The following is an 11,514-nucleotide window of genomic DNA, read 5'->3' on the forward strand; positions in this document are numbered from 1 at the left end:
TATTTTCCGCCAAGATGCGGTCCTCTACAAGACGGACCACACGATCCTTCGCATCCTGGTCAAATTTTCTTGGCATATTCCAGATTTTCCCATCTACTCAAACGGAACAAAACCTGGGACACTTCAGTGCCCACTAGTGATATATCTACACAGTCACTTGGAAGTTTAAGGTGACTTGGTCCATCGTCAACTTGGTTTTGATTCCACCAAATGAATGTCCAGAAATCTACCCCTCCGTTGAGAGTGAATCATCACACTTGCACTGCTCTCTGTTACTTTGTGGATGCACCCATGTCATTCAACACTTCACCGGGTAATTCACAGTTGACAACCGGATTTCTACAGCTATCGAGGAATAGACCCGCAATCTATTCGTAGTACGCGGCCCTAAATCGCACTAAGAGAGCGACATGAGTGTCGCCAGAATCGTCTTTCTACGCACCATAGCGGCGCCCCACATGCACATCCACTCCGCCGAAGAGGCTGATGCAGTTGACAATGATTTCTGGTGCATCTATCGGAAGGTCATTCGGGTGGATGGCACCGTGTTCAACCTTGAGGTCGTGACCGCCAAATAAGCCAAAGCCGCCGACGCGGACACGGAATCCTTCTGGAATGTAGACGTCGGTGCCTCCAAAAAGCCCCACGGCATTGATAGTAGTGGTGCGATTGCGCAGCGCCGCCCTTTCAAGGTCAACGTCTACGCCACCGAAAACGCCTAAGGCCGTAAGCGTACGGGCTACTGCCCCACCGCTCACGGTCAAACCCCCGAACAGACCCACCGCGAGGGAACGCGGATCTTCCACGTTGGGCTGCACTTGCCGGATAGCCTGTTCTACTTTGGCAATCGTGTTGGATTCTTGATGCCCCGAATATGCTTTTGAGGTTTGGCGTTCTTGCCCGAAAAGAAGGACTTCTGGGTCCTCCACAAGGTCCGTGAGGGGTTCGATGAGCTCGGCACGGGTGGTTGCGTCCACGCACGCTGCCGAGCGCGATTCAAAGTCGTCGAGGTCGATCTGACCGGCTGACAGTGCATCTCCTAGGATGTCTGCGGCCTTCATGCGCTCTTGATGTTTACAGCGGATATCCAGCGGTTTCATGCCTTCATGATATCCACTATACCTCCCCTATGCGTAGCTTATTTTTTATTCTGGGAGGCCTTGGAGGAATCAACCTCGGGCAGGAAGTCGTCTACGCGCTCGCCTACTCCAGTCAGCTCCGCAATGGCCGCGTCGGCGCGCTGTGCTCCCTTGCCGTCGCCGTAGGGGTTAACGGCGTTGGCCATGGCTTGGAAAGCGGCGTCGTCGGAAAGCAAAAGCTTTGCCTCTGCCACAATGAGCTCGCGATTAGTGTCCACCAACTTAACCGTGCCAGCGACAACAGCTTCGGGGCGCTCGGTGTTCTAGCGCATGACTAGCACCGGCTTGCCCAATGCTGGTGCCTCCTCCTTGACTCCGCCGGAGTCAGTCAGGATGATGGTGGCACGGTTTTGTAGCTGCGTGAACTGGTCATAAAGCAGCGGATCCGTGATGATGATATTCGGCAGGTGCTCGACCTCTGGCAGAACAGCCTGGCGCACCTTAGGGTTGAGGTGCAGCGGCAGTGCGAAGTTAATCTCCGGATAAGCTTCTGCCAAGTCCTTAACTGCACCACCAATTTCCTTCATCGCCTCAAGGTTCCCGCGGCGGTGGGTCGTAACGACAACGAGGCGCTTATCGGAATCTGCGGCTTCCTGCAGGGCAGGGTCCGCGAACTTCGTGTCCCACGATGCTGCTTCGAGCAGGGCGTCGATGACGGTATTACCGGTAATCACGATGCCCTTGGAACGCACATTCTCGCGACGTAGGTTCTCCATCGATCCCTCGGTTGGAGCCAGGTGCAGCTCAACTACCTGGCCAATGAGCTTACGGTTCGCCTCTTCAGGGAACGGTGAGTGGATATCGCCGGTACGCAAACCGGCTTCAAGGTGAACGATCTTTACCCCGCGATGGAAACCGGCAAGTGCTGCAGCCATAGCGGTAGAGGTATCGCCCTAGGAGATGATGACGTCCGGCTCTTCTTCTTCAATGATGGAGTCCAATCCAGCAATGGCGCGGGAGACAAGCTCGTTAAGCCCCTGTCCCTGTTTCATGAGTCCCAGATCGTGCTTGGGCTGAATGCCAAACATGGTGTTGACCTGCTCCAGCATCTCTTTATGCTGACCGGTAGAGACCGGGATCGAATCAAAGCGCTCATCTTTATCCAGCGCGTTAATGACCGGTGCCACCTTGATAGCTTCCGGTCGGGTGCCATAAACGCACATAACCTTAGGCCTACGCATAGAACTCCTTTGGTGTTGATCAAGCGTTTACGGAAAGTTGTAAATACTTGAACTCTCAGCCCGACTAGGCCACAAAGTTCAGGTTAAGCTACCGGCATTGTTGAATTCATCCGCTGACGCTCACGCCGCCGTCTGGGGCGACGGTCACCTTGGCCGCCATGGCGCGGGCTAGATCGAGGCGTTGCCACGAGCCTCCCTCTGCCTGCCAATCCAATGGATTGCCGGCTGGACGCGCGGTCTGGCGGAGGACCTCGGCACGCTGATCCCAGGTCAGTTCTGGGTGGGACGCTGCTAGCAGCACTGGAGCGGCCTGCGGGACGACCATCGGGGCGTCGGTGCGGTAGCGCGGGGCAAAGTCATAGTCCATGAATGTGGAGTACTGTTCTACCGCATCTTCGGTGGACTGATAGTCGGTACCCTCTGCCCTATCCTGGGCCACCAATTCTTCCACCGTCTTGCCGGTGCGCCACTTAATTTCCTTGCGCACTTCCATCGAGGCTTCCCATAGGGCATGGCGCATGCGCTTGTCATTGAGGCGGTCGGCTGCGGCGGCTTGGCCAGTCATGCGGCCGCCGATGACATCCAGCGGGTAATGCACGCCGAGGACCACGCGGTGGTTGCCGGCTTCAGCGCCGCGCAGCATGAGCTGCGGGCCCACCTCCGGCAGGATGAAGGACATCAGCGTGGTAATCCAGGTTGCCTGATTGGTATGGCCCGAGGGGAAAGCTGGCGAGGTGGGATAGAGATCCTTGGAGCCATCGTCGTAGCGCTTGATCGCCTGCGGCGCGCGCTGGTACGGGCGCTGATAGTTGAAATAGTACTTCTCAGAAATCGTGGAATTGGCAAGCCCGCCTGCGCGGGCCGCATAGCCATTTCCTAGAAGGTATTCGGTTTTGGGCAGGCGGTGCTCGGCCAAGGCGGCGCGGAAGGCATCGCCTAGGTTCTTGCCCATGGAATCAGAAACGGCGTTGAGCACGCTGGTCGAGCTGGCCTTGGCATCGGCCTGCGCGCGGCGGATCAAAGCGGGGTCATCGGCTGCGGCGTTATTGATGGCCACGGCCTTGTCCATATTTTCCTGGCGGATTTCTGGTTGGGCCTTAATGTGGTCAAAAAGCTGAACTACCTGCCAGTAGTTGCCAAATTGATAAGACGAGACATCGGATTCAAAGCCCGCGATATAGTCCGTAGTAAACGGCTCTGGAACCGGGGCGCCGGGGTGCTGGACTGGGGCTGCGCCGGTGGTCTGCTGCGTGACGGGCTCACGCAGCTGTGGCACGGTTACGGGGAGAGCGGCGGCCGCCGGTGCGAGGGTTATAGTCAGTCCAGTGGCTGCGCATAGGGCGAACACGCGGGCTGCGGGTCGAAGTTTATTCCGATAGTTCAACGTAGAATCCTTTAACTAGCATCAAATTCCCACGAATAATATCTAGCTAAAGTTACGGGGAAGTAAACGCTGCGCTAAGCTTGCATGCACAATTGAGGATTTACGGGTAGACCTTTGCGGTCACCACTCAGCACTCTTCAGGCCAGTTGGGACCTTGATGCGCCGCGGCGGCCTCCGGTTGGTGGCCGGAGGATTCCGCAGAAATACTCGCGGTAAAAAGCGCGGCCAGCGCTACTGCCGAGGCCGCCGCCGAATCCCTGCGCTTGTTATTTTCCACACACTTAAACTAGCGCGTATTCCGCGCCATGAAAAGTGTTAGTCCAATGCGGGGCTAGCACTACCCCTCACTCGTGGTTGGCGGCGCGCGGCAGGGCTTCGCGGTAGGCTGGTGGGGAACTTTTACTCGCACAGAAATAAGGGGACACGCTAGATAATGATCCAATTCGTCTTCGGCGCCGCAGCAGGATACGTTTTTGGCACTAAGGCTGGCCGCAAGCGCTACCACCAGATCAAGGGCGCCTACGAAAAGGCCGTCAACTCCCCCGTGACCAAGTCTGCCGTCACCTCGGCCCGCAAGGCGGTGGCTAATCGCTTGGACCCGGAACCGCGCATGCGCGAGGTTCGTGATTTGTCCTCCAAGCGCAAGGGCAAGGGCCGGCTGCGCGGATCGCAGGTGGATAATGCGGACCGCATTTATGAGCCTGATGAAGACTAGGTCGGCTGCAGGTTAACCTGTAAGCCTCCTCCCCTCCCCTCGGCGCGTACCTTATTTGGGTTCGTGTCGAGGGGAGACTTTTAAGCCTGGGGAGGCGTGCCGCGAAAGGCGCGGTCATTAAGCTCACGGCGGGCCTGCTCGAGGGCAACGAGGTCGGCGAAGAGCGAGTTATAGCTGGCCTCATCATCGGAGGGGCGCATGCGGCCAAGGCGGGCCTTGAGCTGAGCGATCTGATCGCCCACCACGCTTTCTTGCAGGCGGGAAAGGACGGAGTCGGCGTATTCTTCGGGGCCGACGTCGGTAGGCAGGATTGTTTCTACGGCGAGCTCGGAGACGAAGTTGCGGCCGGTGAGGTCTTGCATCTCGCCGGCAACGGCGGCAATCCATTCCACGGCGGGCATAGACGCGCCTTGGGCGGCGCCACCGGCGGTGGAAATGGCCTTGCGGACGAGTCGGTAGGCGTCGTTAGTATAGGCGTCGGCAGTAATCCCATCGAAGTACGAGCCCGCCTCCTGCGGCATCTGCAAGGCCAGCTTGAGGGCCTCGCGCTGTGGCCACAGGTGGGTTTCCTTGGGGCTCGGCGGATGGATCATCGGCACGTCCTGCTGCGCCGGCTGCTGCTTCGCGTTATCGAAGCGGCGGATGGTGGGTTTTTCAGCCTTCTTGGGCTTGCGCGCCTCCGCGCGGACCTGCTGGAGAACCTCCTCCGGGTTAGCCCAACCCACCCAACCTGCCAGGCGGCGGGCGTACTCGCGTTGCAGGGGCTGATCGCGGATCTGCGCCACCACAGGGACTGCGCGGCGCAGGGCCTGCAGGCGCCCCTCCGCGGTATCGATGCGGTACTCCGAGATGACGGATTGAATGACGAACTCAAACATGGGGATGCGGTCCGCGATGAGCTCTCGCACGGCGGCATCGCCTTTCTGCAGGCGCAGATCGCACGGGTCCATGCCATCTGGCGCCACGGAGACGAATGACTGGCCGGTGAACTTCTGCTCGCCATCAAAAGCGCGCATGGCGGCTTTCTGCCCTGCCTCATCACCGTCGAAGGTATAGATGAGCTCGCCGTTGAAATAGGAATCATCCAGCATGAGCCGGCGCAGCACCTGGAGGTGCTCTCCGCCAAAGGCTGTACCACACGATGCCACTGCGGTCTTCACGCCGGCGGCGTACATGGCCATGACATCCGTATAGCCCTCTACCACCACGGCTTGATGGTTATCGGCAATATTGCGCTTGGCCAAGTCGAGGCCGAAGAGCACCTTGGACTTGTGATAGAGCATGGTCTCGGGGGTGTTCATGTACTTGCCGAGCTTGTCGTCGTCGAAAAGCTTGCGAGCACCAAAGCCAATGACGTTGCCGGATAGGTCCTTGATGGGCCACAGCAGGCGGCGGTGGAAGCGGTCAATGGGACCGCGCTTGCCCATCTTGGAAATGCCGACCGCCTCCAGCTCCTCGAAGGAAAAGCCCAAGCGCAACAGGTGCTTAGTGGCGGTATCCCAACCCTCCGGTGCATAGCCGCACTCGAAATCATAGATAATTTCGCGGGAAAAGCCGCGGTCAAGCAAGAAATCGCGCGCAGTAGCCGCTTCGGGAGTCTCCAATTGTTGGCGGTAGAACTCGTGCGCGGCCTTATTCGCTGCGATGAGGCGCTGGCGGGTACCAGGTTTCTCATTGCGCGCACCCGTGGAACCGCCCTGGTAGTTAATGTGGTAGCCAATCTTCTGCGCTACCGCTTCCACCGCTTCCGGGAAGGAGACCTGTTCCATTTCCATCAGGAAGCTAAATACATCGCCGCCCTTGCCGGTGGAAAAACAGTGGTAGTAGCCGCGCTGCGGGCGCACGTGAAAGGACGGGGTCTTTTCATCCTTGAAGGGGCTCAGGCCCTTCAGCGAATCGTGTCCGGCGGGCTTGAGCTGAACGTACTCGCCCACGATCTCTTCTAAAGGCGCGCGTTCACGGATAGCTTGAATGTCGCTGTCCGGAATTCTGCCTTTTGCCATGCGTACAGACTACCCCGCGCGCGGCGAGAATGTTCAAATGACTAGGGCAGGATGGTGGCGTTGGGTGGGGTTCATGCTTTTCGCCCGTTTTACCCTCTCCTGGGGTATATTCCGGCGAGCTTTGCCTACCCCCGTGACGGGGGAATTTTTGACCTTGTTAGGAGCGCCGGCCGATTTCGGTATTCACCGCCGCACCTGCAAGAATAAAGGTATGCCCAAGTCCCAAGCGTCTAAGAAATCGCTCCCAGTAGCCCTCGGCGGCCTTGCGCTTGCCGTCGTTGCAGGCTACTTCGGTTTCGACCTCGGCGGCGATGGCGATTCCTCTACTTCTTCGCCGTCCGAGTCCGCAGGCGACGCTAAGACTGGCGACGCCGATACTTGCGAGATGTCTTCCCTCCCCGCCGAAGCCAAGGACACCACAGACGATATCTTGGCTGGTGGACCGTATGACTACCCGGATAATGACAACGCCCGCTTTGGCAACTACGAGGGACGCCTGCCGCAGCAGGACAAGAATTACTACCGCGAATACACGGTAGAAACACCCGGCAGCCACAACCGCGGCGCCCGCCGCATTATCACTGGTGGCGGCAGCGAGACCGACCCGGACGTGTGGTACTACACCGATGACCACTATGAAAGCTTCTGTTCTATCCCAGACGCGGAGGAATAACAATGCAACGCATCCTCATTACTGAACACATCCGCACCCGCGCGGACTTCTTCAACGCACTCGGTCGCACCCGCGGGTGTGAAGACTGCGGACCGCGCAACCTCGATGACCTCGCGGACTTCCTACGCGAGCAGCGCACCAGCGTCATCGTTGCCTCCAATATGGATATCGAAGGCGAGGACCTAGCGGCGGTAGCTAGCGTGCTCGAGGACCAAGGTGTCACGTTGGTGCGCTAGCGACTCGGGCCCTAAGGCTGGAGCGGGAGCTGAGGCGTTAGGTCCATAGATATGAGGCCGAATTGAGGGTTTTGAGCTCTCAATTCGGCCTTTTCGCGCTCAGATCGGCCTGATGAGTCTCGACCTAACTCTAGCGGCGCTGGGTGGGCCAGGTTTAGCTGAGGAACCCAGACAGCTCAGCACTCCGGCGGGCCAGGCGTTCGAGGCGGGACTCAGTCATGGACGCAATTTGGTCGATGATGGCGCGGTCGCGGGCGGCATCAGAATCGGCCTGCTCCCACCACAGGCGGAAGGTGGCATCGAGGGAGCCGGGGGTGCCGGCTACGAGGTAGTCGTAGACGCGGTAGATGCGCTCACGCTGGCGGTCTTGGCGTGCGAGGTGAGCAGGCTCGTCCATGACGTAGAGGACGGCGATGGTTTTCAGCAGCTTGACCTCGGCCTCGGCTTTTTTGGGCACAACGAGGTCGCCGTGCATGCGGCCAAGGGTATTGGAGGTGATGAGTTCGGAATTAGCCTCGCTGGTTGCGCCGATAGTGGCGCCGACGTAGCGGCCTACGAGCTCAGAGGTCATCTTCTTCAAGTTGGCGTAGTCGCGCAAAGAATAGTCAAAGTCACCGATGGCGTTGATGACGCTTAAGTTGCGCAGGCTATCGGCCGCCTCCAAGAGCTCGTCGGCGGTGCCGCCAAAGGCTTTAGCGCCCTTTTCTGCCAGCTGGGCTAGCTCCACCAAGTCCCAGAGCACGTTCAAAGAGATGCGCCGGGAAATAATGCCGTCTTCCACGTCATGCACGGAATAGGCGATGTCATCGGACCAGTCCATGACCTGGGCTTCGATGCACTTGCGATTATCGCTATGGCCCTCGCGCAGCCACTCCAGTAAGTGCGCGTCCTCATCGTAGGCGCCGTATTTGCGGTTGGTGGTGCCATCGGGATTGGTCTTGGTCCAAGGGTACTTGCAGGCACCGTCGAGGGCCGCGCGGGTGAGGTTGAGGCCATAGCTTTGCGGCTGGCCGTGGGCATCGTCCACGATGACCTTGGGTTCTAGGCGGGTGAGGATGCGCAGGGTCTGTGCGTTGCCCTCGAAACCATTAAGCGCGACCTCATTGAGCGCATTTTCGCCGTTATGGCCATAGGGCGGATGGCCAATGTCATGGGTCAGGCCGGCCATGTCGCAGAGATCGGGATCAAGGCCGAGACCGGAGCCGATGCTGCGCGCGATTTGGCCTACTTCCAGCGAGTGGGTAAGCCGGGTGCGCGGGGTATCACCATCGCGCGGGCCGACGACCTGCGTTTTATCCGCTAGCCGGCGCAGCGCTGCCGAATGCAGCACGCGGGCGCGGTCGCGGGCGAATACGCCGCGATGTTCTTCCACGGTATGGAAGGCTGAGCCCTTCGGCTTTTCATCGGCCAGGCGGGCAAAGTCGGCGGCGGAATAAGAATAGGACACGGCCTCAAGCTTATTCCGTGAACTGGCCTTTTGGGTGAGCAACGTGGCCTAAGTGCGGTTGTCTTCCTGCTCAATCGTCTGATGCCGCAGCTTTTGATTCGGGCGCAGCACCCGCTCCACGCGGTAGAAACCATTGCGCAGTGCAGCGGCACCCCGGGCTGGTAACAGGCCGGCCACCAGCGCGTAGGTCACGCCACCGGTTTCGTGGGCAAGGTAGCGCCACCACGGCTTAGAAAAGCGCGCGGCCGGGTAATACGGCGTGCCGGAGACGGTGGCCTCGATGCCCTCTTGGCAGGCGATGAGTGCGGTGCGCGGGCGGTGGAGGGGATCGGTGATAATGGTGGCGTCGGAAAGCGCGAAGGCTTCCTTGACCACTTTCAGGGAGCTGCGGGTATCCATCCCCTCCTCTACCGCGTGGACGGTCAGGTGTGGGAAGTGCTCGCGCAAAAAGGTACGGCCGACGCCGGCCTCAGTAAACCTATCGCCGGGCAGCTTGCCGCCCACGGTAATGACCTCCAGTCCCTCGGCCGTGGCTAGCTCACCGGCGTGGCGCAGGCGGCCGGCCAAAATGCGGGAGGGGCGGCCGTCATATTGGGCGGTTCCTAAAACAATTACGTACTTCACTGCCCTATTACACTACCCGCCGGAGGGCGAAGGGTAGCCGGTAAAGTGGTGGGCATGAATTTGAGTGCACGTTTGGGCCGCGCGGCCATCGCCGCTTTCATTTTGGGCTGCACCTCTATCGGTGCGGGGTCTGCCTTCGCTGCCGAGACCACCACGGTGGCGCAGGGCACTGCAACCCTCCAGGACAAGGTCACCGATGAGGCCGGCGCGCTCAGCGCGGAGGAAAAGAGCCGGCTGGAGCAGAAGATCACCCAGCTACAAAAAGAGGAGCACCGAACCCTTTTTGTCTACATCACTGATGAGTTGGGCACGGATCCAGAAACCTTTGCCGCAGCGACGGTCAAGGACAAGGGACCGAATTCCGCGGTCTATGCGCTATCCATCAATGACCGCAAGATGGGCGTACAGACCGGCAAGGATTGGCCTGAGGGCCGGCTCGACCAGATGTATGACGCCGCTTATGACAAGCTGACCAGCGATGAGTACGGTGCTTCGGCCCTCGCGCTTGCCGACGCCGCCTTGGGCAACTCCAGTTCCTCCAGCTCCTCCGATTCTTCCGGCCTAGCCTGGCTGGGCGGGGGCGCGGCCGCCATCGTCGCCGCCGGTGGTGGAATCATGTACTACTCCCGCCGCAATACTAAGAAGAATAATGCGCAGACGCTGGAGTCGGCCCGCGAAATCGCCCCGGGCGATACCGATCAGCTGGGCCGTCTGCCTCTGGAGACTTTGGACCAGCTGGCCCAGGAGGAGTTGGTCTCTACCGATGAGTCCATCCGCCGCGGCAAGGAGGAGCTCAATATCGCGCTTTCCGAGTTCGGCCCAGAGCGCGTGCGCCCATTTACCAAGGCGATGAACCACTCCACCTCTACCCTGCAAAAGGCCTTCCACCTGCGCCAGCGCTTGGATGATGCCGTGCCGGAGTCCCCGGCCGAGCGCCGCCAGATGCTGGTAGAAATCGTCTCCTCCTGCGGCCAGGCCGATGATGCCCTCGATGCGCAGGCCGAGGAGTTTGCCAAGATGCGCGATCTGCTCATCCACTCCGACGAAAAGCTAGATGAGCTCACCCAGCGCACCGTGGGCCTGCGCGCCCGCCTGCCGGAGGCCGAGTCCACGCTGGCCGGCCTGAAGTCCAACTATGACGAGCACGTGCTCTCCTCCATTGCCGATAACCCCGAGCTTGCCGCCGCTTCCCTCGATGAGGCCGAAAAGTTGCTAGACAAGGCCCTGAAGGTCCAAGAGCAGCCGGCCGGCCAGCAAGGCCCGCTGGTGGGCTTGATCCGCGATATCGAGCACGCCTGTGAGATGACGGATCGCCTGCTGACCGGTGTGGAAAACGCCGAGGAGAATATTGCCACCGCCCGTGGCAACCTCGAGGCGCTTATCGCCGAGGTCGAGGGCGAGATCAACGAGGCCCGCGAGCTCGAGCGCCAAGGCAAGGCTCAGGGAACCACGGCGGATTGGGACGCCCTCGAGGATCTGCTCGGCAGCGCCGGCACCGCCGTCAACGAGGCCAAGGCCCACGGCCAGCAGGATCCGCTGGGCCAGCACACCGCACTGACCTCTATCGATACCCAGCTGGATGAAGCGCTCGACCGCGTGCGCGAAAAGACCTCCACGCACGCGCGCCAGCTGGATCTCTTCCGCCAGCAGATTTCCGTAGCGGAATCCAATATCCAGGCCGCAGAAGACCTCATTTCCTCCCGCGGTCGCATCATCGGATCGGGTGCGCGCACCGCGCTTGCCGACGCCAAACGTCTCCACGCCCAAGCCCTCCACACCGAGCGCAGCGACATCCGCGCCGCGCTCCAGTCCTCCCGCGAAGCGGTGGCCGCCGCCCAGGCGGCGCTGCAACGCGCCAAGGATGACATCGACGAGCACCGTCGCCGCCAGCAGCGCCAGCAGATGGGCAACGCCGCCGGCAATGTCGTGACCGGTATGGTCCTTGGCCAAATGCTCGGCGGCGGCCGCGGCTTCGGCGGCGGTTTCGGTGGAGGCAGCTTTGGCGGCGGAGACTTAGGCGGCGGTGGCGGAGGCGGCTTCCGCGGCGGCTCCTTCTAGCCCGCCCATTCCGCCTAGCCTGCCCCTGTCTCTTATACACATCTCCGAGCCCAC

General features: G+C 60.3%; 10 protein-coding genes and 1 pseudogene. 4 read left to right on the forward strand and 7 right to left on the reverse strand.

What is annotated here, in order from left to right; all coding sequences use genetic code 11:
* Window positions 1–434: 434 nt before the first annotated feature.
* From QP934_RS10980 to QP934_RS10995, 4 genes and pseudogenes are all read right to left on the reverse strand, one after another.
* Window positions 435–1,100 (reverse strand): DUF1707 SHOCT-like domain-containing protein, encoded by a 666-nt coding sequence (locus tag QP934_RS10980; RefSeq protein WP_419127538.1) that lies wholly within the window; start codon window positions 1,098–1,100, stop codon window positions 435–437.
* A gap of 38 nt (window positions 1,101–1,138) precedes the next feature.
* Window positions 1,139–2,320 (reverse strand): annotated as a pseudogene (gene wecB / locus QP934_RS10985) (non-hydrolyzing UDP-N-acetylglucosamine 2-epimerase).
* Between the two features lie 106 nt (window positions 2,321–2,426).
* Window positions 2,427–3,668 carry a phosphatase PAP2 family protein gene (locus QP934_RS10990; RefSeq protein WP_419127544.1) on the reverse strand — a complete coding sequence of 414 codons (1,242 nt, stop codon included), beginning with the start codon at window positions 3,666–3,668 and terminating at the stop codon, window positions 2,427–2,429.
* Between the two features lie 163 nt (window positions 3,669–3,831).
* Entirely contained in the window at window positions 3,832–3,981 is a 150-nt protein-coding gene (locus QP934_RS10995; RefSeq protein ID WP_284815474.1) for a hypothetical protein, read from the reverse strand.
* Between the two features lie 156 nt (window positions 3,982–4,137).
* Between QP934_RS10995 and QP934_RS11000 the strand changes: the two genes are divergently transcribed.
* The gene (locus QP934_RS11000; protein ID WP_005324241.1) at window positions 4,138–4,419 is read left to right on the forward strand and encodes a hypothetical protein; all 282 of its coding nucleotides are present in this window, start codon (window positions 4,138–4,140) and stop codon (window positions 4,417–4,419) included.
* A gap of 80 nt (window positions 4,420–4,499) precedes the next feature.
* On the opposite strand, the gene dnaG is transcribed toward QP934_RS11000, so the two are convergent.
* Window positions 4,500–6,422: a DNA primase gene (gene dnaG, locus QP934_RS11005; RefSeq protein ID WP_419127539.1), complete on the reverse strand. Its 1,923-nt coding sequence runs from the start codon at window positions 6,420–6,422 to the stop codon at window positions 4,500–4,502.
* A 211-nt stretch (window positions 6,423–6,633) separates the two neighbouring features.
* Here dnaG and QP934_RS11010 point away from each other — a divergent pair, with 211 nt between their 5' ends.
* Both QP934_RS11010 and QP934_RS11015 read left to right on the forward strand, forming a co-directional pair.
* Window positions 6,634–7,095 (forward strand): ribonuclease domain-containing protein, encoded by a 462-nt coding sequence (locus QP934_RS11010; RefSeq protein WP_419127540.1) that lies wholly within the window; start codon window positions 6,634–6,636, stop codon window positions 7,093–7,095.
* Window positions 7,096–7,097: 2 nt separating this feature from the next.
* The gene (locus tag QP934_RS11015) at window positions 7,098–7,331 is read left to right on the forward strand and encodes a barstar family protein (protein WP_299140102.1); all 234 of its coding nucleotides are present in this window, start codon (window positions 7,098–7,100) and stop codon (window positions 7,329–7,331) included.
* A gap of 154 nt (window positions 7,332–7,485) precedes the next feature.
* Here QP934_RS11015 and QP934_RS11020 read toward each other — a convergent pair whose 3' ends face one another.
* Window positions 7,486–8,778 (reverse strand): deoxyguanosinetriphosphate triphosphohydrolase, encoded by a 1,293-nt coding sequence (locus QP934_RS11020; RefSeq protein WP_419127541.1) that lies wholly within the window; start codon window positions 8,776–8,778, stop codon window positions 7,486–7,488.
* 48 nt (window positions 8,779–8,826) lie between these two features.
* Complete coding sequence (locus QP934_RS11025; protein WP_419127542.1) at window positions 8,827–9,402, reverse strand: YdcF family protein; 576 nt, start codon at window positions 9,400–9,402, stop codon at window positions 8,827–8,829.
* Window positions 9,403–9,456: 54 nt separating this feature from the next.
* On the opposite strand from QP934_RS11025, the gene QP934_RS11030 reads away from it, so the two are divergent.
* A complete protein-coding gene (locus QP934_RS11030; RefSeq protein ID WP_419127543.1) occupies window positions 9,457–11,460 on the forward strand; it encodes a TPM domain-containing protein in 2,004 nt (667 codons plus the stop codon).
* The last annotated feature ends 54 nt before the right edge of the window (window positions 11,461–11,514 follow it).

The sequence above is a fragment of the Corynebacterium sp. MSK122 genome (assembly GCF_030229435.2).
GTDB classification, from domain to species: Bacteria; Actinomycetota; Actinomycetes; order Mycobacteriales; family Mycobacteriaceae; genus Corynebacterium; species Corynebacterium marquesiae.